23 protein-coding genes are annotated in these 24056 nt (G+C 65.9%); 11 read left to right on the top strand and 12 right to left on the bottom strand.

The window, feature by feature from the left end; translation table 11 throughout:
- The first annotated feature begins 292 nt into the window (after positions 1-292).
- From LDO22_RS16405 to LDO22_RS16390, 4 genes are all read left to right on the top strand, one after another.
- Positions 293-1303: a tripartite tricarboxylate transporter substrate-binding protein gene (locus tag LDO22_RS16405; RefSeq protein WP_159633704.1), complete on the top strand. Its 1011-nt coding sequence runs from the start codon at positions 293-295 to the stop codon at positions 1301-1303.
- A complete protein-coding gene (locus tag LDO22_RS16400; protein ID WP_224024641.1) occupies positions 1300-1803 on the top strand; it encodes a tripartite tricarboxylate transporter TctB family protein in 504 nt (167 codons plus the stop codon). The genes LDO22_RS16405 and LDO22_RS16400 overlap by 4 nt, the downstream gene beginning before the upstream one ends.
- Complete coding sequence (locus LDO22_RS16395) at positions 1804-3342, top strand: tripartite tricarboxylate transporter permease (RefSeq protein WP_159633710.1); 1539 nt, start codon at positions 1804-1806, stop codon at positions 3340-3342.
- Positions 3343-3410: 68 nt separating this feature from the next.
- Positions 3411-3803, top strand: a complete 393-nt coding sequence (locus LDO22_RS16390; RefSeq protein ID WP_159633713.1) for a universal stress protein — start codon at positions 3411-3413, stop codon at positions 3801-3803.
- Here the strand turns inward: LDO22_RS16390 and LDO22_RS16385 are convergent.
- Entirely contained in the window at positions 3800-4681 is an 882-nt protein-coding gene (locus LDO22_RS16385; protein ID WP_224024639.1) for a fumarylacetoacetate hydrolase family protein, read from the bottom strand. The genes LDO22_RS16390 and LDO22_RS16385 overlap by 4 nt on opposite strands.
- 205 nt (positions 4682-4886) lie before the next feature.
- On the opposite strand from LDO22_RS16385, the gene LDO22_RS16380 reads away from it, so the two are divergent.
- Positions 4887-5144, top strand: coding sequence for a hypothetical protein (locus tag LDO22_RS16380; protein WP_224024637.1), 258 nt, complete (start codon positions 4887-4889; stop codon positions 5142-5144).
- Between the two features lie 77 nt (positions 5145-5221).
- On the opposite strand, the gene LDO22_RS16375 is transcribed toward LDO22_RS16380, so the two are convergent.
- From LDO22_RS16375 to LDO22_RS16355, 5 genes are all read right to left on the bottom strand, one after another.
- Positions 5222-5467: a hypothetical protein gene (locus LDO22_RS16375; protein WP_159633722.1), complete on the bottom strand. Its 246-nt coding sequence runs from the start codon at positions 5465-5467 to the stop codon at positions 5222-5224.
- 162 nt (positions 5468-5629) lie between these two features.
- A complete protein-coding gene (hutH, locus tag LDO22_RS16370; protein ID WP_224024635.1) occupies positions 5630-7222 on the bottom strand; it encodes a histidine ammonia-lyase in 1593 nt (530 codons plus the stop codon).
- Positions 7223-7321: 99 nt separating this feature from the next.
- Positions 7322-9019 (bottom strand): urocanate hydratase, encoded by a 1698-nt coding sequence (hutU, locus tag LDO22_RS16365; RefSeq protein ID WP_224024633.1) that lies wholly within the window; start codon positions 9017-9019, stop codon positions 7322-7324.
- 156 nt (positions 9020-9175) lie between these two features.
- Entirely contained in the window at positions 9176-10033 is an 858-nt protein-coding gene (locus tag LDO22_RS16360) for an IclR family transcriptional regulator (protein WP_224024631.1), read from the bottom strand.
- Positions 10034-10169: 136 nt separating this feature from the next.
- A complete protein-coding gene (locus tag LDO22_RS16355) occupies positions 10170-11813 on the bottom strand; it encodes an HNH endonuclease signature motif containing protein (protein ID WP_224024630.1) in 1644 nt (547 codons plus the stop codon).
- 229 nt (positions 11814-12042) lie between these two features.
- Here LDO22_RS16355 and LDO22_RS16350 point away from each other — a divergent pair, with 229 nt between their 5' ends.
- Entirely contained in the window at positions 12043-13551 is a 1509-nt protein-coding gene (locus LDO22_RS16350; RefSeq protein ID WP_224024628.1) for an amino acid permease, read from the top strand.
- 55 nt (positions 13552-13606) lie between these two features.
- On the opposite strand, the gene LDO22_RS16345 is transcribed toward LDO22_RS16350, so the two are convergent.
- From LDO22_RS16345 to LDO22_RS16335, 3 genes are all read right to left on the bottom strand, one after another.
- A complete protein-coding gene (locus LDO22_RS16345; RefSeq protein WP_224024626.1) occupies positions 13607-14536 on the bottom strand; it encodes a hydroxymethylglutaryl-CoA lyase in 930 nt (309 codons plus the stop codon).
- Positions 14536-15861 (bottom strand): CoA transferase, encoded by a 1326-nt coding sequence (locus LDO22_RS16340; protein WP_224024624.1) that lies wholly within the window; start codon positions 15859-15861, stop codon positions 14536-14538. The genes LDO22_RS16345 and LDO22_RS16340 overlap by 1 nt, the downstream gene beginning before the upstream one ends.
- A 139-nt stretch (positions 15862-16000) precedes the next feature.
- Entirely contained in the window at positions 16001-16774 is a 774-nt protein-coding gene (locus LDO22_RS16335; protein WP_224024622.1) for an IclR family transcriptional regulator, read from the bottom strand.
- A gap of 231 nt (positions 16775-17005) precedes the next feature.
- Here LDO22_RS16335 and LDO22_RS16330 point away from each other — a divergent pair, with 231 nt between their 5' ends.
- The 3 genes from LDO22_RS16330 (at position 17006) to LDO22_RS16320 (ending at position 19850) form a co-directional block, all read left to right on the top strand.
- On the top strand, positions 17006-17845 hold the full coding sequence (locus LDO22_RS16330) for an ABC transporter ATP-binding protein (RefSeq protein ID WP_224024620.1): 840 nt from the start codon (positions 17006-17008) through the stop codon (positions 17843-17845).
- Positions 17842-18708, top strand: coding sequence for an ABC transporter permease (locus LDO22_RS16325; protein WP_224024618.1), 867 nt, complete (start codon positions 17842-17844; stop codon positions 18706-18708). The genes LDO22_RS16330 and LDO22_RS16325 overlap by 4 nt, the downstream gene beginning before the upstream one ends.
- 65 nt (positions 18709-18773) lie before the next feature.
- Entirely contained in the window at positions 18774-19850 is a 1077-nt protein-coding gene (locus tag LDO22_RS16320) for an ABC transporter substrate-binding protein (RefSeq protein WP_224024616.1), read from the top strand.
- A gap of 121 nt (positions 19851-19971) precedes the next feature.
- Here the strand turns inward: LDO22_RS16320 and LDO22_RS16315 are convergent, their stop codons facing one another.
- The gene (locus LDO22_RS16315; protein ID WP_224024614.1) at positions 19972-20835 is read right to left on the bottom strand and encodes an SDR family oxidoreductase; all 864 of its coding nucleotides are present in this window, start codon (positions 20833-20835) and stop codon (positions 19972-19974) included.
- A gap of 121 nt (positions 20836-20956) precedes the next feature.
- Between LDO22_RS16315 and LDO22_RS16310 the strand changes: the two genes are divergently transcribed.
- Positions 20957-21331 (top strand): helix-turn-helix domain-containing protein, encoded by a 375-nt coding sequence (locus LDO22_RS16310; RefSeq protein ID WP_159633752.1) that lies wholly within the window; start codon positions 20957-20959, stop codon positions 21329-21331.
- A 167-nt stretch (positions 21332-21498) separates the two neighbouring features.
- Positions 21499-21762, top strand: a complete 264-nt coding sequence (locus LDO22_RS16305; RefSeq protein ID WP_159633755.1) for a hypothetical protein — start codon at positions 21499-21501, stop codon at positions 21760-21762.
- Between the two features lie 4 nt (positions 21763-21766).
- Here LDO22_RS16305 and LDO22_RS16300 read toward each other — a convergent pair whose 3' ends face one another.
- Positions 21767-22516 carry a 3-hydroxybutyrate dehydrogenase gene (locus LDO22_RS16300; RefSeq protein ID WP_224024612.1) on the bottom strand — a complete coding sequence of 250 codons (750 nt, stop codon included), beginning with the start codon at positions 22514-22516 and terminating at the stop codon, positions 21767-21769.
- A 75-nt stretch (positions 22517-22591) separates the two neighbouring features.
- Positions 22592-23971 carry an MFS transporter gene (locus LDO22_RS16295; protein WP_224024610.1) on the bottom strand — a complete coding sequence of 460 codons (1380 nt, stop codon included), beginning with the start codon at positions 23969-23971 and terminating at the stop codon, positions 22592-22594.
- Positions 23972-24056: the final 85 nt, after the last annotated feature.

Genomic DNA, 24056 nt, shown 5'->3' with positions numbered 1-24056 from the left:
ATGGTCTTCCTGGGGTTGCGGGCAGGGCAAGAAGTTGTCCGGCGCGTGTGGGAGGCCGTGGTGCGCGCAGGAATACGGGCGCGGGGGCCTGAGGTGGTACCGGGAACTATATCCCAAAGCCCGCAGCAGGGCCGTTGTGGCGATTCGGAAACGTGAACGCAATGAACACAACTTTCTCTGCGTACACAAGAGTGATCGCCGTCACTGCCGCCCCTAGCATCGGAACCACAAGGCACCGGAGCCACCAGGCAGCCGGTGCTGGCCAGATTTGTTTTTGAGAGAAGAGGAACACATGCGCCAGATCCGCGCATTGCGCGTTGCCGCCGTTGCTGCCGGCATCGCCCTGATGGCCACCGGCTGCGGTGCCACCAGCAAGAGCTCCACGGGCTCGGAAAGCTCCGGCGCTGCCGCCGGACCCATCACGGGCCTGCAGATCATGGTCCCGAACACGCCCGGCGGCGGCTACGACACCACCGCCCGCGCCGCTGCCAAGGTTCTCGATGACGAGAAGATCTCCACCAACACCGAGGTCTTCAACCTGGCCGGTGCCGGCGGCACCGTGGGCCTGGCCCGGATAGTCAACGAAAAGGGCAACGGCGACCTTGCCATGCTGATGGGCCTGGGCGTTGTGGGTGCCAGCTACACCAACAAGTCCGAGTCCAAGCTGACGGACACCACCCCGCTGGCCCGCCTCATCGAAGAGCCCGGCGCCATCATGGTCAGCAAGGATTCGCCTTACAAGACCATCGATGACCTGGTAAAGGCCTGGAAGGCCGATCCCGGCTCCATCGCCGTAGGCGGCGGCTCCTCCCCCGGCGGTCCGGACCACCTGCTGCCCATGCAGCTTGCGGGTGCCGTGGGCATCGACGCCACCAAGGTCAACTTCGTCTCCTACGACGGCGGCGGCGACCTTCTTCCCGCGATCCTGGGCAACAAGCTCGGCTTCGCCGCCTCCGGCGCCGGCGAATACCTGAAGCAGATCGAATCCGGCGAGGTCCGCGTTCTGGCCACCAGTGGCGAGAAGCGCCTGGACGGCGTGGACGCACCCACGCTCAAGGAATCCAACATCGACCTGGTGTTCACCAACTGGCGTGGCGTGGTGGCCCCTCCGGGAATCAGCGACAAGGACAAGGCGGCACTGATCGCAGCCCTGGAGAAGATGCACGGCACTGAGGGCTGGAAGGAAGCCCTGAAGACCCACAGCTGGACCGATGCCTTCATCACCGGCGACCAGTTCAAGACCTTCCTCACCGAGCAGGACAAGCGGGTGGCGGACGTCCTCACCAAGCTTGGGTTGGCGTGACATCCCTGACCACAGGTCTCAAAGGCCGCTCCGAGCTGGGAGTTGCACTCCTGCTCGGGGCGGCCGGCGTCCTGGTCTTCCTTGACGCCAACGGCCTGGTAACCCCGTATTCGAAGTCTGATCCGGTTGGGCCCAAAACCGTCCCCTTCATCGTGGCCGGGATGCTGGTGGTCTGCGCAATCCTGCTGGCCGTCAACGTCCTGCGCGGCGGCAAGGGTGAAGCCGAGGGCGGCGAGGACGTCGACCTGGCGCACCCCGCCGACTGGAAGACCGTCCTGCCGCTGGCGGGTGCCTTCATCCTGAACATCCTGCTCATCGACTGGGCGGGCTGGGTGATCTCCGGAACGGTCCTGTTCTGGGGCAGCGTCCTGGCCCTGGGCAGCCGCCACTTTGTCCGGGACGGGTTGATCTCCGTGGCCCTGTCCCTGTTGACCTTCTACGGCTTCTACCTCGGCCTTGGCATCGCACTGCCGGCCGGCCTCCTGGAAGGAATCCTCTAAATGGACGTCTGGTCCTCCCTGATGGACGGTTTCGCCACCGCCCTCACCCCCATGAATTTCCTGTACGCCGTGATCGGCGTCATCCTGGGCACCGCCGTCGGCGTCCTCCCCGGCCTGGGCCCGGCCATGACCGTCGCCCTGCTGCTTCCCGTCACCTACGCGCTGGAACCCACCAGCGCCTTCATCATGTTCGCCGGCATCTACTACGGCGGCATGTACGGCGGATCCACCACCTCGATCCTGCTCAACACCCCTGGTGAATCGTCCTCGGTGGTCACCGCCATCGAAGGCAACAAGATGGCCAAGGCGGGCCGGGCGGCGCAGGCGCTTGCGACGGCGGCAATCGGCTCCTTCGTTGCCGGCACCATTGGCACGGCGCTGCTGGCCGTCTGCGCACCGATCGTGGTGAAGTTCGCCGTCAGCCTGGGCGCACCCAGCTACTTCGCCATCATGGTGCTGGCACTGCTGGCCGTCACGGCCGTGCTCGGCTCGTCGCGGCTGCGCGGTTTCGCCTCCCTGGGCCTCGGCCTGGCCATCGGCCTGGTGGGAATGGATTCCGTCACCGGCCAGCGCCGCCTGACGTTCGGCCAGCCGCTCCTGGCGGACGGCCTGGACATCGTGGTGGTGGCCGTTGCCATCTTCGCCGTGGGCGAGGCACTCTGGGTGGCGGCACACCTGCGCCGCACTCCCCTGCACGCCATCCCGGTGGGCCAGCCCTGGATGGGCAAGTCCGACTGGAAGCGGTCCTGGAAGCCGTGGCTGCGCGGTACCGCCTTCGGCTTCCCGTTCGGTGCCCTGCCGGCCGGTGGCGCAGAGATCCCCACGTTCCTGTCCTACGTGACCGAAAAGCGCCTCAGCAAGCACCCGGAAGAGTTCGGCAAGGGTGCCATCGAAGGCGTGGCCGGTCCGGAAGCAGCTAACAACGCTGCGGCCGCCGGTACCCTGACCCCCATGCTGGCGCTGGGCCTGCCCACGAATGCCACCGCAGCCGTGATGCTCGCCGCTTTCACCAGCTACGGGATCCAGCCGGGTCCGCAGCTCTTCGAAAGCCAGGGGCCCCTGGTGTGGGCCCTGATCGCCAGCCTGTTCATCGGCAACCTGCTGCTCCTGATCATCAACCTGCCCCTGGCACCGCTGTGGGCCAAGCTGCTGCAGTTGCCCCGGCCGTACCTGTACGCCGGCATCCTGTTCTTCGCCACCCTGGGCGCCTACTCGGTGAACCTGCAGGCGTTCGACCTGGTGATCCTGCTGATCCTGGGCGCACTCGGGTTCATGATGCGGCGCTTCGGCCTTCCCGTGCTGCCGCTGATCCTCGGCGTGATCCTGGGTCCGCGGATCGAAGGGCAGCTCCGCAAGACCCTGCAGCTGAGCGCGGGGGACCCGGCAGGGCTCCTGGGTGAGCCGATCGCCGTCGGCATCTATGTCATCATTGCCCTCATCCTGGCCTGGCCCTTTGCCTACAAGCTGATCCGCCGCAACCGTCCGGAGCGCAAACCGCTGGTTCCCGCCAATTCCGGCGCTGCGGACTACAGTGACTGAACCGGCCAGGATCTGGCCCGACCAGTAACTGAACAGCGCCCCATCCACTCCGCAGAACAGGAGCAACCATGACCGTTGTTGTGGGATACGTCCCGACCCCCGAGGGCGAAGCTGCCCTCACCCAGGCCATCGCCGAAGCGCGGAAGAGCAACACCACCCTGGTGCTGATCAACTCCTCCAAGGGCGAGGCAACCGTGGACAACCGTTTCGCCCAGGAAGGCGACATCCACGACATTGAGCAGCGGCTGGCCAGCCAGGGCATCCAGTACCTGGTCAAGCGGCCCGTCCGCGGCCATGACGCCGCCGCCGAGGTGCTGGACGCCGCCGAGGAGCACAAAGCCGACCTGATCGTGATCGGCCTGCGCCGCCGCACCCCGGTGGGCAAGCTGATCATGGGCAGCACGTCACAGCGCATCCTGCTTGAAGCGGACTGCCCGGTCCTGGCGGTAAAAGCGGGCTAGACCGCAGTGGCCGCCGGCGTCCGGTAAAGCTCCTGGCGCTGGCGGCCCAGGCCCTCCACCTCTACCTCCACCACGTCCCCGGGCTGGAGGTAGGGGAAACGGCCGCTTAAGGCCACCCCCTGCGGCGTTCCGGTGAGGATCACATCGCCCGGCTCCAGCCGCATGTACTGGCTGCAGTGGTGGACCAGGGTGGGCGCATCGAAAATCAGCTCTGCTGACGTCGAATCCTGCCGGGGCTCACCGTTCACCCAGCTGCGCAGCCGCAGGTTGCCGCCGTCGGTCTCCCCTGCAGGGACCAGCCACGGACCCAGGGGCGTTGACCCCGGGAGGGACTTTCCCTTGGTCCACTGGCCGGCGGCTCCGGGCAGCTGGTACTCCCGTTCGGAAAAGTCATTGGCGGTGACGTAGCCGGCAATGCAGGCGGCGGCCTCCTCGGTGGAACCGAGGTAGCTGGCTTCCTTGCCGATCACGATGCCCAGCTCCACCTCCCAGTCGTATTGCGTGGAGCGGGGTGGAAGCGGGGCGGGGTCGAACGGGCCGGTGACCGTGTTGCTGGGCTTGAGGAAGACCACGGGAATGGTGGGCGGCTCCGCCCCCGATTCCGCGGCGTGGGCGGCGTAGTTCATCCCGATGCCCACCACGCAGCCAGGCCGGGCCACGGGGGAACCAACGCGGAGCGCGGCGGCACCTTCCAGGACCGGCAGTTCCCCCGCCTCCAGGACTTTCCGGATTTTGTCCAGGCCGCCGGCGGCAAGGAACGCGCCGTTCACGTCATCGGTGATGGGCAGCAGGCTGAAATACCGGTCAACGCCGTCCGTGGAGGGGACCACGACGGCAGGCTGCTCGCTGCCACTTTCGCCCAGGCGCATGATTTTCATACCGAATTCTCCTCAAGCTGTTCCGACAGGTTTCAGGCCCTCTGGGCACCCGCTTCCATGCTCCCGGATTTTGCTGAGCGGCCGGGAACGGAACGCTTTGTGACCGCATCCCGGGGGCTTCCAAAGGACAGTCATCTGACATATAACGGAAGCAGCCGGTAGAATGATGGAGCCATCCTGGCACGAAACACAGAAAGTTCAGTACATGACTACAGCCACCTTGGAGCGCGTCCCCGCCGCCCAGACCCCCGAAGGGCCCGCCCCGCGGTCCATCAGCCTGGAGTTCTCCAGCGCCAGCGAGGTCCACGCCGGACTGGAAGAGGCGGTGGCCGAACTGATTGAGGTTGCAGCACAGGAAGCCGCCTGCGGCATCCTGGTTACCAGGCTGCACCCGGGACGCTACACCGTAGCCCTGGACGAATCGGTACCGTTTGGCGAAACGTACGAATCCATCGCCGCCTGACCAAAACCACTAAAAAGTCCCCGCACACCGTTAAGGCGTGCGGGGACTTTTTAGTGCCGGCGCTGCCGGCCGGGCTGCTAGCCGCGGCGGACCTGCACGCCGTCGGACTTCAGGAAAAGCTCCTTCTCCGCCGGACCTGACGGGCCCGCCGGCACCAGCCAGAGGACGTTGCCGCTCTGCGACACCTCTTCCACCTCCCCGGCTGCCACTACATGTGCATGCTTGATGATCTCGACGCGGTCCCCGGCCTGGAGTGACTTCCAGTTGGACACCGCGGCGGAATGGGCATTGCGCCTCGACAGGACTGCCCCACGTGCTTTCATGTGAACTTCTACCCCTTTGTATCGTTCTGCCGCCACAGCCTCTTTGATGTGACTTTCACTACACCTTCAGTTCTACTACACTCCCGGCGCCAGGGAGGGCCGTGGCGCCGGATATTCCGCACTTCGGACGGAAGCGCAGCAGGCCCTGAAGATCCTTCGGTGTCAGGCGAGCGGCCCGACGGCGGATTCGGCTGCCCGGAGCACGTCACCTGAGGCGACCAGCCGGTCAGCCGCTTCCAGTTCCGGGGACAGGAAACGGTCCGTTCCGGGACCTTCCACCACGCCGCGGAGCGCTGCCACCACTGCGGTGCCCGCAGGTCCGGGAGTGAGGACGCCGCCCGAGAGCTGCATGCGGATGTCCAGTGCCCGGGCGGAGGTCACCAGTTCGATGGCCAGGACGCGGCGGAGGTTCTCCACGGCTTTGCGCAGCTTCCGCGCCGCGTGCCAGCCCATGGACACGTGGTCCTCCTGCATGGCGGAGCTCGGAATGGAGTCCACTGATGCCGGAACGGCCAACCGCTTGTTGTCCGAGACCAGCCCGGCCTGGGTGTACTGGGCAATCATCAGGCCGGAGTCCACCCCAGGGTCGGCAGCGAGGAAGGCCGGGAGGCCATGCGAACGGGCAGGGTCAAGCATGCGGTCGGTGCGGCGTTCGGCGATGGAGCTGAGGTCGGCGACGGCGATGGCCAGGTAGTCCAGGACGTACGCCACGGGTGCTCCATGGAAGTTGCCGTTGGAGCTGACGCGGCCGTCGGGAAGCACCACGGGGTTGTCGATGGCTGCCGCCAGTTCCCGGGTGGCCACCAGTTCGGCATGGTCCACCGTGTCACGGACGGCACCGGCCACCTGCGGGGCGCACCGCAGGGAGTAGGCGTCCTGGACCCGCGAGTCACCCACCTTGTGGGAGGCCACAATGGGCGAATCCGAGAGCACGCGCAGCATGTTGTCCGCGCTGGCCGCCTGGCCCGGGTGCGGCCGCAGTGCGGCGTGCAGCTCGGGCAGGAACACCTGGTCGGTGCCCAGCAGCGCCTCGACGCTCAGCGCGGCGGTGATGTCCGCCGTCGCCAGCAGCTGGCGAAGGTCGGCGATGGCCATGAGGAGCATGCCCAGCATGCCCTCGGTGCCGTTCACCAGCGCAAGCCCCTCCTTTTCAGCGAGGGTGACGGGCTCGATGCCGTGCTCTGCGAGCAGCTCGGCGACGGGCCGCTCGCCCCGCCCGCCGTACGTGACGCCGTCGGGCCCTTCCGCTTCCCCCTCGCCCATCAGGACCAGGGCGCAGTGCGACAGCGGCGCGAGGTCGCCGGAGCAGCCCAGCGAGCCGAACTCGCGGACCACCGGGGTGATGCCCGCGTTGAGGACATCCACCATGGTCTGCAGGACCACCGGACGGACGCCCGTGCGGCCCGAGGCGAGGGTCTTGGCGCGCAGGAACATGATGCCGCGGACCACTTCCCGCTCAACTGCCGGACCCATGCCTGCCGCGTGGCTGCGGATCAGCGATTTCTGCAGCTGGGTGCGCAGCTCGTTGGGGATGTGGCGGTTGGCCAGGGCGCCGAAGCCGGTGGAGATGCCGTAGGCAGGTGTATCACTGGAGGCCAGGCTGTCGATGTGGGCGCGGACTTTCGCCACCGTTTCGAGGGCTTCCGGGGCGATGGTGACCTTTGCGTCGTGGCGCGCGACGGCGAGAACATCCTGGGGCGTGACGCCGACGGACCCGAGGGTGACAGTGAGCGGTTCGTGGGTAATCGTGGTCAATTTAAGTTCCTTGTGTTGTTTCATCGACTGCTCCGTAAGGGCCCTTTTGAGGGGTCATAACGGCACCTACGGAGCAATCGATGTGGAATTGGGGCTCGGTTAGCGGAATTCCTGCATGGGGATGCGGACACCGCGTTCCTTGGCGACGTCGAGGGCCCGCTCGTAGCCGGCGTCGGCGTGGCGGATGACGCCCATACCGGGGTCGTTGGTGAGGAGGCGTTCGAGCTTTTCGGCGGCGAGGTCGGTGCCGTCGGCGACGGAGACCTGGCCTGCGTGAATGGAGCGGCCGATGCCCACGCCGCCGCCGTGGTGCAGGGAGACCCAGGTGGCACCGGAGGCAGTGTTCAGGAGGGCGTTCAGCATGGGCCAGTCGGCGATGGCGTCGGAGCCGTCGGCCATGGCCTCGGTTTCGCGGTAGGGCGAAGCGACAGAACCGGAGTCCAGGTGGTCGCGGCCGATGACGATGGGGGCCTTGACCTTGCCCTCCTTGACCAGCTGGTTGAACAGCAGGCCGGCCTTGGCGCGTTCGCCGTAGCCCAGCCAGCAGATGCGGGCCGGCAGGCCTTCGAACTCCACCCGTTCCTGGGCTGCGTCGATCCAACGGTGCAGGTGCTTGTTCTCGGGGAACAGCTCCTTGATGGCCTCGTCCGTGACACGGATGTCCTCGGGGTCGCCGGAGAGGGCCACCCAGCGGAACGGGCCCAGGCCTTCGCAGAAGAGCGGCCGGATGTAGGCGGGAACGAAGCCGGGGAACTCGAAGGCTCGCTCGTAGCCGCCCTTGCGGGCCTCGTCGCGGATGGAGTTGCCGTAGTCGAAGACCTCGGCGCCGGCATCCTGGAATTCCACCATGGCCTGCACGTGGCGGGCCATGGAGGCCTGGGCTTTCTTGGTGAAGCCTTCCGGATCCGCTGCAGCCTCGCGGTGCCACTCGTCCACGGTGATGCCCTCGGGCAGGTATGACAGCGGATCGTGTGCCGAGGTCTGGTCGGTGACGATGTCCACGGTGAGCTCGCCGGCCATGTGGCGGCGCAGGATTTCGGGGAAGACTTCGGCGGCGTTGCCCACGTAGCCCACGGACCAGCGGCGGCGCTCTTCCTTGGCCTTGAGCACCTTGGCGATGGCGGCGTCGAGGTCGGTTTCCACCTCGTCCAGGTAGCGCTTGCCGGCGCGGCGGCGCAGGCGGGATTCGTCGACGTCGACGATCAGGCAGGCGCCCTCGTTCAGGGTGACCGCGAGCGGCTGGGCGCCGCCCATGCCGCCGCAGCCGCCGGTCAGGGTCAGGGTGCCGGCGAGGGTGCCGTTCTCGTCCCCGGTGAGCTTGCGGGCGATCGCGGCGAAGGTCTCAAACGTGCCCTGCAGGATGCCCTGGGTGCCGATGTAGATCCAGGAGCCGGCGGTCATCTGGCCGTACATCATGAGGCCTTCGGCCTCGAGCCGGCGGAATTCGGGCCAGGTGGCCCAGTCGCCGACGAGGTTGGAGTTGGCCAGCAGCACGCGGGGCGCCCATTCGTTGGTGCGGAACACGCCCACGGGCTTGCCGGACTGGACCAGGAGGGTTTCGTCCTTTTCCATGGTCTGCAGGGTGCGGGTGATGGCATCGAAGGCGGCCCAGGAGCGGACGGCGCGGCCGGTGCCGCCGTAGACCACCAGGTCGTCGGGGCGTTCTGCCACTTCGGGGTCCAGGTTGTTCATCAGCATGCGCAGGGGCGCTTCGGTCTGCCAGGACTTGGCGGTGAGCTCGGTGCCCCGGGCTGCTTTGACCGGGCGGGCACCGGTGGTGAAATCGGCGGGTGCCATGATGGGCTCCTTCTGGGTGGTGTGTCTGACGGAGGAAAGAAGTTCTGCATCCACTAAAGCCCCTCCAGGAAGGGCTTCACAGGGCTTTTGCATGGGTGCTGTCCGGGATGCCAGACGCGCCCGAGGCCTGCTGCCAGGGGTCATGGTTGACAGCTTTTACTTGGTGGGGCGTCCGTGGATCCGGACCGAGAGCTCATCAGCCACCTTCTGGACCCGGGCGGCCAGCGCTGGCCATTCCTCCGGGGCCAGCTTCTCTTCCAGGAATGTGACCGCGACAGCGGCAGTGGGCCAGCCCAGGTGGTCGGTGACGGCGGCGGCGATGGAACCGAAGCCCGGAGTCACCTCGCCGTGCTCGGTGGCATACCCGCGTTGCCTGACCTGGTCCAGGTGCGAGGAAAGCGACGAGTACTTCATGATGGCGCCCGCCACCTCGTGCCGCGCGCTGAAGGCAGCGGCGTTGGGGTAGAGCGCCCGGACCTGGGACTTGGGCAGGGCGGCAAGGATGGCGCGGCCGCTGGCCGTGAGGTGGCTGGGAAGGCGGACGCCGACGTCGGTCACCAGGGACGGGCGGTTCTTGGCCCGTTCCTCGACGATGTACAGCACGTCCCGGCCATGGAGCACGGCAAGGTGGGCGCTCTCGCCGATCGCATCCACCAGGCTGGCGAGCAGGGGACGGCCCAGCCTGGACAGCGGTTCCTGCCGGGAGTAGGCGGAGCTGAGTTCGAAGGCGCTGATGCCAAGGCCGTACCGCTGCTCCTCGTGGAGATGAAGGACGAAGCCATTCGCCTCCATCACCCCCAGCAGGTGGTAGACGCTGGACCGGGGCAGGTCCAGGCTGGAGGCAATCTGCGAGGCCGCCATCGGCCCCCGCCTGGAAGCCAGCAACTTGAGGATGCGCAGGGTGTTTTCTGCGGCGGGAACCTTGGACGACGCCTTCGCCGCGGGACGGGGGGCCCGGGCTTCGGCGTTTGGTGCTGCGGAGCCCAGTGTTGTGGCGCTTAGTGCAGTGCTCATGAAGTGGAAGTGTCTTTCTGGCTAGCTCTGTCCGGTATCCCGTACTTAAGCTTGCGTCCTTCCGGGAGCCCTGGGCGACTCATTTTGAACCTTAACGTCTGAAATACCAGACAAACGCTCCCGGGACTCGGCACGCTCAGCCCGAGAGAACCTGCGCTTCCAGGTCCTCAAAGTCCAGGAACAGAGACCATTCAGGGAAAGGGTCAGCCGGCAGTTCAGTTTCGGAGGGACCGGGATCGTCGGGGACGCTTAGCTCCTCAAGCAAGCCGAGCTGTTCGGGCACGTACCCGTCCGGCCACTCCAGTGCCCCGGCTGAAGTCTCCCGTTCCGAGGCGTCGCCGAACAACGCCAGGAGCTGTTGTGGCCAGTGGGTTGGTTCGGCATCCTGGTGTTCTGGGTTGTAGTGGCGTCCGGTGGGTGAGGTCCAGCCGGGTGGTTCATTCTTGTTGGCCGGGTCCGGTGTCCATCTGGTGTGGTGTTTGAGCCGGTGGTGTTTGGGGCAGAGCTGGGCCAGGTTGCTGACGTTGGTGGTGCCGCCGTGTTGCCACGCTTGTAGGTGGTCGGTTTCGTTGTCGGGGGTGCGGTTGGTGCAGCCGGGGAAGGTGCACTTGGTATCGCGCATCCTGATCCAGCGTTTGATGGTTTCGGTGAGCCGGTAGTTTTTCCGGCCGATCTCCAGCGGTGCCCCGTCGCGGGGGTCGACCAGGACCCGGTAGAACGATTCCGCCCCGTCGGCGACAAGTTTGCGCGCCATGGAGGCCGGGATCGGGCCGAAACCGTCCAGCACTGCTGGTTCGTCGGTCGCTCCGAGGAGGGAGAACACCGGCACAGTGACCAGGACGTCGGCCCGCGGGGTGGGCACCTTTCCCATCGCGGTCGTGCTTGCGGTGGCCGCGGTGGTGCCAGAGGAACGTTCACCCGCAACCTGCCCGGTGCCGAGGAGCAGCGAGGCTGCGATGTCGGGGCGGAGTTGGGTGAGGGTGCGCTCTTCGTCGGGGCCTTGGAGGCCGCGGGCGGTGGCGGTGGTCCGGTTCCAGATGGCGCACGCGGTGTCCCCGGGCAGGTACAGCGAGATCCAGGCCATGCCGTCCCGGTCGGGGACATATTCCATCCGCCGGTCCGCCGCACCCTTGGCGTGCCGCTTCTCGATGGAGTCCGGATGATGGCGTTCCCGCCAGCCGCGGACCTTGGCCCGGAACCGGGACGGGAGGAGCTCACCGGGGGCGGCGCCGCGGGCGGGGTTGGGCGCGTCAGGGTCGAAGAAATGCGCCACCAGCTTTAGCGCGCCCTCCGGGGTGAGGCCTTCGGTCTCGTCCGCAACGATGCGGGCGTGCTGCCACGACATCGCGCCCGCGGCCAAGGCGTTCATGACGGGCGGCAGGGAACAGATCCGCCGTGACTGCTCCACCAAAGCGCCCGCGGCCGCGGAGCTGATGGTCAGCACCCCGGCGATCTCCTCCACCACCGACATGTCAGCATAAGTGCGGTCCTGGATCGAGGCGTCCGGCGGCGTCATCGTCTGCTGGAACTCCACTGCCTCAGCAGCGGTCTCCGCTTTCACCGCAGCCAGTTGCGCCTCCAGCCGAGCCATAAGCTCCAGCCGTTCCAGCCGGATCCCATACCGCCGCTGCAAAACATCCGTACCCGCACCAATATCCACACCGGCACCACCATGAGCCCCGGAAGCCAGGAAAGCGTCCTCTTTCTCCAGCGCATCAAGGGCAGCAACAGAGGCGCGGACACCCTCCAACACCGCCCCAAGACCACCGCTGATTCCCATAACCACATCATCCATCGACCCACTGACATTCACGCCGGGGGCTGCCGGCCGCCAGGCCCTCTGCAGCGGATGGTGCCTCAGCGCGTCAATCCGCGTGCCGCCGTCGAACGCATCTCACTGCCCACAGTCTGGAACCGAAGACACCAAGCCTCCGTGAGCCTCATCACGAACGGGCCGGAAATGGTCTGCTGGTTAGCGGCTCCCCTCCCAAAGACGAGAAGGTAACTCTATGCAACCCACCCCAACCCGGACCCAAAGTCCGGTGGAAACGCAAAAGCCGGCAGCCGTCGTCGGACAAGTCCTCAACAGGGGCCTCAATGTCCGGCACATCCGCTTCATGGCCCTGGGCTCGGCCATCGGCACGGGCCTCTTCTACGGCTCCGCCTCGGCGATTCAAAAGGCAGGGCCGGCCGTCCTGCTGGCCTACATCATCGGCGGCGCCGCGGTGTTCATGGTGATGCGGGCCCTGGGCGAGATGGCGGTGCGGCACCCGGTGTCGGGCTCCTTCAGCCAGTATGCGAGCCGTTATCTTGGCCCCCTGGCCGGCTTCGTGGCCGGCTGGACGTACGTGTTCGAGATGGCGATCGTCGCCATCGCCGACGTCACAGCGTTCAGCATCTATATAGGGTTCTGGTTCCCGCAGGTGGACCGCTGGATCTGGATCCTGGCCGTCATCTGCTTCCTGGCGGCCTTGAACCTGCTCAGCGTCAAGGTCTTCGGCGAACTGGAGTTCTGGTTCTCGCTGATCAAGGTGGCGGCCATTATTGCCATGATCGCCGGCGGCGCCGCCATCATCGTGTTCGGCTTCCAGGCCGCGGACTCCACCGTGGCGCCCGGCCTGGGCAACCTCGTTGAGCATGGCGGCCTGTTCCCGAACGGCTTCGAGGGCCTGCTGGCATCCTTCGCCGTGGTGATGTTCGCCTTCGGCGGGATCGAGACGCTGGGCATCACAGCCGGCGAGGCAGCAGATCCCAAGAAGGTCATCCCCAAGGCCGTCAACACGGTGCCGGTGCGGGTGCTGCTGTTCTACGTCCTGACCCTGGGAGTCCTGATGAGTCTCTTCCCGTGGGACCAGGTGGGCACCAGCGGCAGCCCGTTCGTCCAGATCTTCAGCAGCCTGGGCATCCCGGCCGCACCGCACATCCTCAACGCGGTGGTCATCACGGCGGCGCTGTCGGCCATCAACAGCGACATCTTCGGGGCCGGCCGCATCCTCTTCGGACTCTCCAACCAGGGCCACGCGCCCGCAGCCTTCGGGAAGGTCTCGCGGCACGGCGTCCCCTGGATGACCGTGGTCATGATGGCCGGGATCCTGCTGGTGGGCGTGGTCCTCAACGCCGTCATCCCGGAAGACGTGTTCCTCGTTATTGCCTCCATCGCCACCTTCGCCACCGTCTGGGTGTGGGTGATGATCCTGGCGTCCCACGTGGCCATGAAGCGGGAAATCGCGCAAAAGGGCCCGCCGGCTTCGGAATTCCCCTCCCCGTGGTGGCCTGCCGCCTCTGTCCTCACCATCGCTTTCATGGCGCTGGTGATCGCCGTGCTGGGCGCGTTCGAGGACACCCGGATCGCACTGTACGTGGGCGCCGTGTGGCTGGGCCTGCTGGTCCTGGCGTACCGCCTGTGGATCAAGGGTGACGGACGACGGCGGGCCCACCTTGAGGACGAGACCTCGCCACTGCCGGTGGTCGGCAGGGACGGCGGGATGGAGGCTGCCGCCTGGAGCAGCCGGGGCTAGGAAAAGACGCCGATAGCCGCCGTTCGGGAGTTCGGTGCGGAGTGTTCCCCTGGGCCTACGCAGCCTTGGGGAACACTCCTGCGCCGGCGAGCCCCGAGCGCGGCGCGGTCTCCACTTTGGCGCAGATCCAGCGGCCCAGCTCGGTGGCAGCCAGCGGATCAATCGAGGTGGAAAACCCTGCCCGCTCCAGCATCCATGCCAGGTCCTCCGTGGAAACATTGCCGGCCGCGCCGGGGGCAAAGGGGCAACCGCCCAGGCCTCCCACGGCACTGTCGAAGACTTTGACCCCGGCCGCCATGGCGGCATAGGTATTCGCCAACGCAGTGTGGCGCGTCTCGTGCAGGTGGGCCCGCAGCGCCACATCCGTTTCAGACGCCAGGGCGGCAAAGACCCCGTTGACCTGCCAGGGGACGGCGCAGCCGATGGTGTCCGCCAAGGCAACCTCGGCCAGCTGGCCTCGTTGCAGTGCGCTGCGGACGACCGAAAGAGCTTGTTCCCCGGGCACGTCGCCCTGGTACGGGCAGCCAAAGGCGACGGCGGCCGTGACCGTGACAGGGATGCCGGCAGAGGCAGCGATTCCGGATACTTCCTCCAGGGCATCAAGGGCGGCGGCGACCGTCGTGTTCTGGTTGGCCGCTGCAAAGGCATCGGTCACCGGCAGGACATAGTTGATCTCGTCCACGCCCGCGTCCACGGCCCTGTGCGCGCCCCGGGTGTTCAGCACCAGGCCGATGTAGCTGGCACCGGCGTCCCGCGGCACCCCCGCCATGACGGCATCGGCATCGGCCATTTGCGGAACCTTTTTGGGGTTTACGAAGCTCACCGCCTCAATCCGCCTGGCGCCCAGGGCAATCAGATCGTTGATAAGGCGCAGCTTGTCGCGGGTGCTGACCGGAACTTTTTCATTCTGCAGCCCGTCCCGGGGACTGACGTCCACGATTGAGACTGTTCCCCCGGGAGTACCGGTTCCCGTCATTCCGTTCATCAGATGGCACCCTCGTCCTTGGCATGCTGCAGTTCTTCGACATTCATGTTGAGCAGACCCCCGTAGACGTCGCTGTTGTGGGAGCCGGGTGCCAGCGGCCCGTTCCATGCAATACCGCCGCTGGTCCGGGACAGCTTGGGGATGACGCCCGGCTGGACCACCGTTCCCAACTGTTCGTCGGCAACTTCCACCAGCATCCCGCGCGCCCGAAGCTGGGGGTCTTCGAAGATGTCCTCGATGGTACTCACAGTGCTGTTGGGAACAGCGTGCCGATCAAGGCACGCCACCAGTTCCGAGTGGTCGAAGCCGGCGGCCCATTCGGCGATCAGCTGTTCCAACGCCTCCTGGTTGACTCCCCGGGATGCGTGGTTGCTGTAGAGGGGGTCGGAGGCCAGCTCCGGGCTGCCCATTGCGGCAGCCAGCCGCACGAACACCGAGTCCTGGTTGGCAGCGATCACCACCCATTTTCCGTCGCTGGAGCGGAAGATATTCGACGGCGCTATCCCCTTTAGCCCGGAACCGCTGGGGCCCGGCACAACGCCCGCAGCCGCGTAATCGGGCACGGCACTTTCCAAAAGGGAGAAGCATGCTTCCACGAGGGACACGTCAACGACCTGCCCCGTCCCTCCCTTGGCATCCCGCCAGTACAAGGCCAGCAGGATTCCCTGCAGCGCGTAGAGCGACGCCAGGCTGTCACCCAGCGAAATGCCTGTCCGTGGCGGTGCCTGGTCGGGATATCCATTGAGGTGGCGCAGGCCGCCGCGGGCCTCGGCCACGGAAGCGTAGCCCGGCTTGTTCGCGTCCGGTCCGGTCTGCCCGTAGCCGGAAACCCTGGCGATGACCAGGCCCGGGTTGCTTTGCCACAGCACCTCGGGGGCGAGCCCGAGTTTCTCGAGTGTTCCAGGGCGGAAGTTCTCCAGGATGACGTCGGCTTCCCGGCAGAGTTCCAGGAACAGTTCACGTCCGCGGGGCGACTTGAGGTCCAGCGTCACGCATTTCTTCCCCCTGGACTGGACCGACCACCACAGGGTGTGGCCGTCGATCCGGGCCCGGCCCCATTCACGCATGGGATCGGGACGGTCGGGAGATTCGATCTTGATGACCTCCGCACCGAAGTCTGCGAGCTGGCGTCCTGCAAACGGGCCCGCGATCAGTGAGCCGAGCTCCAGGACCCGCACGCCGGCGAGCGGCCCGCCGGCCGTTCCCACGGCACCGAGGGCAGGTGCAGCGCCGGGGCCGGCCCACTCCCGGGCGCCAGGTCCGAAGCCTGTGTGCTGACCACGGCGCACGCCGCCAGTGGGCGCGCTCTGTGAAGTTTCCACCATCATTGGGACTCCTGTTCTGCCGGCAGCCGGTGCCCGGGCCGCGTTGCCCGGCCTGCCGTGGATCGCGACGCATTGTTGGCGACAACTCATATTGTGGACCCAAATTCACAATGTGGATAGAGGGATCTGAGAACCTGTCCTACTGGGGGATGGTGCCGCCGATCATCCGGGTGCCCTCCTCAGCGGCCGCCAGTACCTGTTCCACCCAGGACGCACAGACGTCAAAGGGCATCCTCAGCGCGGGACCCATCACCGTCAGGGCCCCGAAGAGTTCACCCTGCGGCCCGAAGATCGGAGCTGAGATTCCGCTGGCGCCGGACACGCGCTCACCGGTAGTGATGGCGAAACCATCTGCCCGGACTTTCGCAACCGATTCCTCCAGGCTCGCGGCATCGGTAATGGTCTGGTCGGTCAGGGACGCCAGGCCCGACCGGTACACCTCATCCGCAACTTCCGGGTTCCAGGCCAGCAGGACCCGGCCCGCCGCACCCACGTGCAGCGGCATGATTTCACCCACGCTCACCGCCCGCCGGAGCATGCGGCGGGTCTCAGCCAAGGCAATGCAGACGCGCTTTCCCTGGGATTCGCGGAAGATGCAGGCCGTCTCACCCAGTTCGTCACGAAGCCTCCGCAGCACGGGGGTCAGCAGTTCCAGGAAATCCAGGCCCTGGGTTGCCGGCGCAGCCCAGTGGGCCATCCGCACCCCTACCCGGTAGCGGTCCCCGTGCCGGTCCAGGATCCCTTCCTGCACCATGTTCGCCACCAGGCGCTGCACCGTGGAGTGCGGCACCCCCGTACTGGAACGGATCTCAGCCAGCGACAACTCGGGCCGGACGAGGGAAAAGGCATCGAGGATGGCAGTGATCTTTCGCAGGACCAACAGGGGCGTGGCCGACGTTTCGCTGGAGCTCATGGGGAAAGTGTATGAGCCGTGGGGGCGTTGAGTGTGACCGAAGTAACTGTTAGCATCAGGTCCACATCATGATGGAGAACCCACGATGTGGCGGGCCAGTCCTGCTGATGAGTAGTACAAACGGAGTCCGTACACGGGACTCCGGACGCGGACCGATGCACCACCATCGTTCCGAGAGCGTGAACCAGCAGGGGGAAACAAGCGGCCGGAGTTGGCCGGGAAGAGGCAAAGATGCCAGCTGCACAGCCAGCCACGTCCGGATATGCCGTGGAGCTCACCGGGTGCACCAAACAATTTCCAACCTCCGGAGGCGAGACCTACTTCGCAGTCCGCGACATCGACCTAAAGGTTGAACCCGGCCGCTTCGTCTCGATCGTTGGCCCGACCGGATCAGGAAAGTCCACCATCCTGAACATGGCAGCAGGCCTCCTGACACCCAGCTTCGGCGAGGTCAAGAGCTTCGGCGAACCGGTGTCGGGAGTGAACCGCCGGGCGTCCTACATGTTCCAGCAGGACGCCCTGCTGCCGTGGAAGACCGTCATCGACAACGTCAGCCTGGGCCTGACCATGGCCGGCGTTTCCAAGGCCGAGGCCCACTCGGAATCGCGGCGCTGGCTCGAAAAAGTGGGCCTCAAGAACTTTGCGGACCTCTATCCGCACCAGCTCAGCGGCGGGATGCGCAAGCGCACCGCCATCGCCCAGGCCTGGATCGTAAACCCGGACATCCTCCTCATGGACGAGCCGTTTTCCGCCCTCGACGTCCAGACCCGCCAGATCATGGAAAACGAGCTCCTGCAGCTTTGGCAGGAATCCGGCAAGGCGGTGGTCTTCATTACCCACGACCTCGACGAAGCGATTGCCTTGTCCGACGAAGTGCTCATCCTGGGCGCAGGCCCCGGGAGCACCGTGGTGGGAAGCTACCAGATCGACATTCCCCGCCCCCGCGACCTGCTGGACATCCGGGATGACCCGCGCTTCGTTGCCCTGCACCGGGAGATCTGGGGCCGCCTGAAAATCGAAGTCTCAAAGACCTACGAAAGCGCCATGGCAGAGGAAGGCGAGGCAGCATGACCATCCTCGGTTCACGGAGGCCGGGTTCCCGCGGGAACGGCTCTCCCGGCAGCACCCAGGACCGCAGCCCCGTCAGCAGGTCAGCCCGCCGGGGAGAAATGTCACCCCTGGCCATGCGGAGCATCCAGCTCCTCCTCACGGTCCTCGTCCTGGGAGCGTGGGAGGTCCTTGGCCGGGCCGGGGTGATTGACGAATTCTTCTTCCCCCTGCCCTCGGACATCTTCCAGACCGTATGGCTCTGGGTGTCCTCAGGGTTCGTGTTCCCCCATCTCTGGGTGACCATGCAGGAAGCCATCCTCGCCTTCCTGGTCGGGGCCGCCGTCGGACTCCTCCTGGGCTTCATCCTCGCCCGCGTCCGCTTCCTTGAACGGTTGCTGGACCCCTTCCTCCAGATGTTCAACGCGCTCCCCCGCGTGGTCCTGGCTCCGATCTTCCTGCTGTGGTTCGGCCTTGGCATCTGGTCCAAGGTCGCATTCGGCTTCACCCTGGTGTTTTTCATCGTCTTCTTCAACACCCTGGAAGGCGTCAAGAGCGTGGACCGGGTCCTGGTGGACAACGCCAGGATGCTGGGGGCCAGCGAAAAGCAGCTCCTGCGCCACGTCTTCATTCCGAGTGCACTGACCTGGATCTTCTCCAGCCTGCATATCAGCGTCGGCTTCGCCATTACCGGCGCAGTGGTGGGTGAGTACCTGGGCGCTTCGGGCGGCGTGGGATACGCCATCGCGCAGGCGCAGGGCGTATTCGATACCAAGGGCGTGTTCGCGGGGATGTTCATCCTCATGATCGTCGTGCTGATCATCGACCTCCTCGTCAACCGCCTGGAACGGCACCTGCTCAGGTGGCGCCCGGTCCGGTCTTCCTGAGCCCGACCGGCCAACAGCTGCATTACCGGCGCAGAAACTCAACAACCCGCCTGAAAGGGACACTCATGACACAGAAAGCAACCCGGCGCCGTGGCCGGGTCCTCCTCCGGCCACTGACCCTGATTGCGTCGGTTGCCCTGGCGCTCTCCGCCTGTGGCGCCCCCGCGGCCGCCCCTCCCGGCCAAAGCGGATCCGCCGCTGCCGGCGGCGGGGGCGGCAAGGTGGTCATCGGCGTCGGCGGACAGACCCTCCTGACCTACCTGCCGACCACCCTGGCCCAGCAACTTGGGTACTACAAGGATGAGGGCGTGGACGTTGAGCTTCAGGACCTCCAAGGCGGCTCCAAGGCCCTGACCGCCATGATCGGCGGCAGCACCAACGTGACCAGCGGCTACTACGAGCACACGATCCAGATGCAGGCCAAGAACCAGCAGATCAAGGCGTTCGTGGACATGGGCCAGTCCTCGGGCCTTGCGCTGCTGGTGGCCCCGAAGAACGAAGGCCAGATCAAATCCATTGCCGACCTGAAGGGCAAGAACGTCGGCGTCACGGCTCCGGGCTCCTCCACGGACATGTTCGTGAAGTTCCTGCTGGCGAAGAACAACATGCAACAGACTGATGCAGCCGTGTCCGCCATCGGCGCCGGGTCTTCCGCCGTTGCCGCTGTCGAGCAGGGCCAGGTGGATGCAGCCGTCATGCTCGAACCGGACGTGTCAGTCCTCACCAAGCGCATCGGCCACAATCCCGTAGTACTGGAGGATGTCCGCACGTCGGAGGGCCTGAAGGAAGTGTTCGCCACCGATTCCTGGCCTTCCGCCTGCCTTTACGCCAAGACCGAGTGGCTGAACCAGAACAAGGACACCGCCGCCAAGCTGGCCAAGGCCATCAAGCGGACCCTGGAGTACATCAACGGGCATTCGGGCGCCGAAATCGCGGCCAAGATGCCGGAAAGCTTCGCCGGCGGAGACAAGGACCTCTATGCCAAGGTGATCGAGGACCTCAAGAAGACCCTGAGCAAGGACGGCACATTCACCGACGACGGCGTCAAGGCAGTCCTGAAGACCCAGCAGGTAGCCAACCCGGACGTGGGAAACAAGGAGATCAAGCTGGCCGATACGTACACCAACGACCTCGTGAAGTGATGCCACGCTATGCCTGACCGCGGGCGGCGCCCAACCAGCGAATAACGCCGCGCTCCGGCAAGCACAACAAAAAAGGTGCCCGGCCCCTCATGGGGCCGGGCACCTTTTGCGTTCCGCCGTCCTAAGCGGCAGCAGCGGCGGCCCTGACCGCCTGGCCAAGGGACGTCGTCGGGCGCCCGATCAGCCGGCGGAGGTCGCCGGTGCTGACCAGGAGATCGCCGCGCGCAATGCCAAGGTCGGAGTCCGCAAGGATTTCAGCGAAAGCCTCCGGCACGCCCACGGATGCGAGCAGGCCTGCGTACTCCCCCGCGGGCAGGTTGTTGTAGCTGATGGACTTTCCGGTGGCAGCGCTGATCTCCGATGCGAGGTCGGCCATGCTGAACGCGTCGTCGCCGCCCAGTTCGTAGACTTTGCCGGCCTGGTCGTCGGCCACCAGGACTGCGGCGGCTGCGTAGGCGTAGTCGGCCCGAGAGGCACCACTGACCTTGCCGTCACCGGCGCTTCCTGCAACGGCGCCCTGCGCGAGGGTCCCGGGAAGCTGTTCGGTGTAGTTTTCCAGGTACCAGCCGTTGCGCAGCAGCACGAAAGGAACACCCGATTCACGCAGCAGGGCTTCAGTGGCCTTGTGCTCGTCGGCCAGCAACATGGCGGTGGCGTCAGCGTTGGCGATGCTGGTATAGGCAAGAAGCTCCACGCCCTCGGCCCTGGCGGCTTCGATGACGGTGCGGTGCTGGTCAACCCGCTGTCCCACTTCGCTGCCGGAGATCAGCAGCACGCGCTTGGCACCCTTCAGGGCAGCAGCGACTGAACCGGCGTCGGCATAATCCATCGCCTTCACTTGAACCCCGCGTGCAGCGAAGTCAGCGAGCTTTTCAACGGACCGGCCTGCTGCGACGATTTCTCCGGCCGGCACGCCGCGTTCCAGGAGGGCTTCAAGAACGTGGCGGCCAAGCTGGCCGGTGGCGCCTGTAACAACGATGCTCACAATGATTCCTTTCGGGATTTTTTGCTCTGTCAGTGGGCACAACCGGGCCGGCGGCAGATAACTTCCCGAAAGAGAGTACGCACTTTGAAGTAAGGTACTGACCTCCAGGTAAGCTGGGCCCATGAAAGCAGCTCCCCTGCCTCCCGCATTTGCCGACGGCGTGTTCGCGGCCGGGTGCCCCAGCCGGACCGTGCTGGACCACGTCACCAGCAAATGGGGTGTCCTGATCCTGGTGGCCCTGTCCGAGGGTGAGCAGCGGTGGAGTGACTTACGACGGCGGGCCGAGGGCATCAGCGAGAAAATGCTGGCACAGACGCTGAAGACGCTGGAACGCGACGGCCTGGTCAGCAGGGACGCGCAGCCGGTCATCCCTCCACGGGTTGACTACAGCCTCACCGAGCGGGGCTACGAGTTGAGCGCGCTGCTGGTGCCGCTGGTGGCCTGGGCGTTCGACAACGCCGACGAGATCATTAACGGGACCGGGAAGGCCAAGTAGTACCGGCACCCAAACTCGAGTACCTGTTACTGGTGTGGCTGGTGTGAATAGCGCATAGCGTGGGCGTACGGTGGCGGCCGGAATGGGAGGACCATCCTCTGCTGGGAGCGTTCCGCCAACCAGCACCGTTAGCAGGCGGCGGGCTGCCGCTCGGAGGAGTTGGTCGCATGGCCAAGGACTACGTACAGGATCTTGCCGGCATGGGCCGGCCCGTCAGCCTCGGGGCTGCCCTTTCGGGGGCATGGGGCCGGACGTTGACGGTTTTCAGCCCCCGCTGCCCTTACCGGGTTGGGGACACGGTCATAGGCGACGACCCCTTCAGCGGCAGGCGCGAAGGGGTCGTCGTGTGGCAGGACCGCCGGTCAGTGGGAGTGAAGACCCCGTACGGCGTCTTCTTCTTTGACCACCGGCTGGTCAAGCCCCTGGACTGATGTACTAACGGGCTGACCAGCCGCCGTCCATGGTGTAGCTGGCACCGGTGACCATGCCGGCATCCGGGGACGCCAGCCAGGCCACCAGGGAGGCTACCTCGTCCGGTTCCACCAGGCGCTTGATGGCGGCTTCGGTGAGCATCACCTTCGCGAGGACCTCGGACTCCGGGATGCCGTGCATCTTGGCCTGGTCCGCGAGCTGCTTCTCCACCAAGGGCGTGCGCACGTATCCGGGGTTGACGCAGTTCGATGTAACACCGTGCGGGCCCCCTTCAAGTGCGGTCACCTTGCTGAGTCCTTCGAGACCGTGCTTGGCGGAGACATACGCGCTTTTGAACGGAGATGCGCGGAGGCCGTGCACCGAGGACAGGTTGATGACGCGGCCGAAGTTGTTGGCGTACATGTGCGGCAGGGCGGCCCGGATGAGCAGGAACGGGGCCTCCAGCATCAGGCTGATGATCCGGCGGAAGTCCGCGGGATCGAACTCCTCGATGGGGTTGATGCGCTGGATGCCGGCGTTGTTGACCAGGATGTCGCAGTCCAGGCTCAGTGCGGCCAGGGCGTCGACATCCAGCAGGTCCACTTCCCAGGCACTCCCGCCCACCTCATCGGCGAGGGCCGCAGCAGCGGCGGCGTCGACGTCGGCCACCACCACTTTGGCTCCCCGCGCCGCAAGTGCGCGCACGCACGCGGCCCCGATTCCGCTGGCTCCGCCGGTGACCAGCGCCTTGCGTCCATTCAATGTGTTGTCCATTGCAGTTCTCCTTGTGTACAGCCAACGACTTGTGCGCCCAACCGGTCAAACGCCCCGGTCAGCCCACCAGCCAGGTCAACGCCGTGCAGCGGTCAGCAGACCTTCGCGGGCCGCGTCTTCCTTGTCCACATCCTCCAGGGCAATGCCCTTGGTTTCCTTCAGGCTTAGCACGGCCACGGTGGTGATGGCACAGGCCACCACCAGGTAAATGGCGGTGGGCACCCACGAACCGGTGTCCTTCAGCCACTGGGTGGCCAGCAGCGGCGCCAGGGATCCGGCGAAGATGGACGTGACCTGCGAGCCGAGGGATGCGCCCGAGTACCGCATGCGGGTGGGGAACATCTCGGCCATGATGGCCGGCTGTCCCGCGTACATCAGGCCGTGCAGGCACAGGCCGATGGTGACGGCCAGGACGATGACCACTGCGTTCCGGGTATCGAACATCGGGAAGGCGAAGAACGGCCAGGTGGCACCCAGGATGGCACCCGCCAGGTAGACGGGCTTGCGGCCGATCCGGTCTGCCAGCCGGCCGTACTGCGGAATGATGGCGAAGTGGATGACGTGGGCGATCAGCAGCGCCAGCAGGAGCGATGAAGTGTCGTACTTGTGCACGCTCTTGAGGTAGACAATCGCGAAGCTGACCACCAGGTAGTACATGATGTTTTCCGCGAACCGCAGGCCCATGGCCTGGAAGATGCCCTTGGGGTACTTGCGCAGGACCTCGAAGACGCCGTAGCTGACGGCCTGTTCCTTCTCCACCAGTTCCTTGGCTTCGAGGAAGATGGGCGACTCGCTGACGTTGGTGCGGATGTAGTAGCCCACGAAGACGATAACGGCGGAGAGCCAGAACGCCACGCGCCAGCCCCAGCCGAGGAACGCCTCGCTGCTGAGGGCGGTGGACATGATGTACAGCACCAGGGTGGCCAGGAGGTTGCCCACCGGGACGGCGGCCTGGGGCCAGCTGGACCAGAAGGCGCGCGTCTTGTTGGGGCTGTGTTCGGCCACCAGGAGCACGGCGCCGCCCCACTCGCCGCCCAGGGCGAAGCCCTGGATGAAGCGCAGGGCCACCAGCAGCGCGGGGGCCAGGTAACCGATGTCGGCGAAGCCGGGCAGGCAGCCCATCAGGAACGTGGAGATGCCGATGATCACGATGGTGAGCTGCAGGGTGGGTTTGCGGCCCAGCTTGTCACCGATCTGGCCGAACACGATGCCGCCCAGGGGACGGGCGATGAAGCCGACGGCGTAGGTGAGGAAGGCCTGGATGATTCCGTCCAGGTCGTTGCCCGTTGACGGAAAGAAGTACTTGCCGAAGACCAGGGTGGCAGCGGTGGCGTAGAGGAAGAACTCGTACCATTCCACAACGGTGCCCACCATGGAGGCGGCAACAATCCTCTTCAGTCCTGATCCTTCGGGTGCATGCCCGGCGTTGTTGGCCGGGCGCTGCTCTACGCTCATTGTTTCTCCTAGTGTCCACATTGACACGCGCTGTGATCTCCAGCACAAGTGACTCAGATGAGTATTGCTGCACAAAGGATGCACT

Origin of the sequence: Arthrobacter sp. NicSoilC5, assembly GCF_019977395.1 — a bacterium.
Lineage (GTDB): Bacteria > Actinomycetota > Actinomycetes > Actinomycetales > Micrococcaceae > Arthrobacter.
The sequence above is the reverse complement of the archived record's forward strand: the minus strand, read 5'-3'. Positions and strand labels throughout refer to the sequence as shown.

Excerpts from the sequence above, each read along its gene's own strand:
- LDO22_RS16305 (WP_159633755.1), top strand. The coding sequence starts at position 21,499 with ATGGCCAAGGACTACGTACAGGATCTTGCCGGCATGGGCCGGCCCGTC.
- LDO22_RS16330 (WP_224024620.1), top strand. The coding sequence starts at position 17,006 with ATGCCAGCTGCACAGCCAGCCACGTCCGGATATGCCGTGGAGCTCACC.
- LDO22_RS16375 (WP_159633722.1), bottom strand. The coding sequence starts at position 5,467 with ATGAAAGCACGTGGGGCAGTCCTGTCGAGGCGCAATGCCCATTCCGCC.
- LDO22_RS16350 (WP_224024628.1), top strand. The coding sequence starts at position 12,043 with ATGCAACCCACCCCAACCCGGACCCAAAGTCCGGTGGAAACGCAAAAG.
- LDO22_RS16390 (WP_159633713.1), top strand. The coding sequence starts at position 3,411 with ATGACCGTTGTTGTGGGATACGTCCCGACCCCCGAGGGCGAAGCTGCC.
- LDO22_RS16335 (WP_224024622.1), bottom strand. The coding sequence starts at position 16,774 with ATGAGCTCCAGCGAAACGTCGGCCACGCCCCTGTTGGTCCTGCGAAAG.
- LDO22_RS16300 (WP_224024612.1), bottom strand. The coding sequence starts at position 22,516 with ATGGACAACACATTGAATGGACGCAAGGCGCTGGTCACCGGCGGAGCC.
- LDO22_RS16345 (WP_224024626.1), bottom strand. The coding sequence starts at position 14,536 with ATGAACGGAATGACGGGAACCGGTACTCCCGGGGGAACAGTCTCAATC.
- LDO22_RS16295 (WP_224024610.1), bottom strand. The coding sequence starts at position 23,971 with ATGAGCGTAGAGCAGCGCCCGGCCAACAACGCCGGGCATGCACCCGAA.
- LDO22_RS16320 (WP_224024616.1), top strand. The coding sequence starts at position 18,774 with ATGACACAGAAAGCAACCCGGCGCCGTGGCCGGGTCCTCCTCCGGCCA.
- LDO22_RS16405 (WP_159633704.1), top strand. The coding sequence starts at position 293 with ATGCGCCAGATCCGCGCATTGCGCGTTGCCGCCGTTGCTGCCGGCATC.
- LDO22_RS16385 (WP_224024639.1), bottom strand. The coding sequence starts at position 4,681 with ATGAAAATCATGCGCCTGGGCGAAAGTGGCAGCGAGCAGCCTGCCGTC.
- LDO22_RS16380 (WP_224024637.1), top strand. The coding sequence starts at position 4,887 with ATGACTACAGCCACCTTGGAGCGCGTCCCCGCCGCCCAGACCCCCGAA.
- LDO22_RS16310 (WP_159633752.1), top strand. The coding sequence starts at position 20,957 with ATGAAAGCAGCTCCCCTGCCTCCCGCATTTGCCGACGGCGTGTTCGCG.
- LDO22_RS16325 (WP_224024618.1), top strand. The coding sequence starts at position 17,842 with ATGACCATCCTCGGTTCACGGAGGCCGGGTTCCCGCGGGAACGGCTCT.
- LDO22_RS16360 (WP_224024631.1), bottom strand. The coding sequence starts at position 10,033 with ATGAGCACTGCACTAAGCGCCACAACACTGGGCTCCGCAGCACCAAAC.
- LDO22_RS16340 (WP_224024624.1), bottom strand. The coding sequence starts at position 15,861 with ATGGTGGAAACTTCACAGAGCGCGCCCACTGGCGGCGTGCGCCGTGGT.
- LDO22_RS16355 (WP_224024630.1), bottom strand. The coding sequence starts at position 11,813 with ATGGGAATCAGCGGTGGTCTTGGGGCGGTGTTGGAGGGTGTCCGCGCC.
- LDO22_RS16395 (WP_159633710.1), top strand. The coding sequence starts at position 1,804 with ATGGACGTCTGGTCCTCCCTGATGGACGGTTTCGCCACCGCCCTCACC.
- hutU (WP_224024633.1), bottom strand. The coding sequence starts at position 9,019 with ATGGCACCCGCCGATTTCACCACCGGTGCCCGCCCGGTCAAAGCAGCC.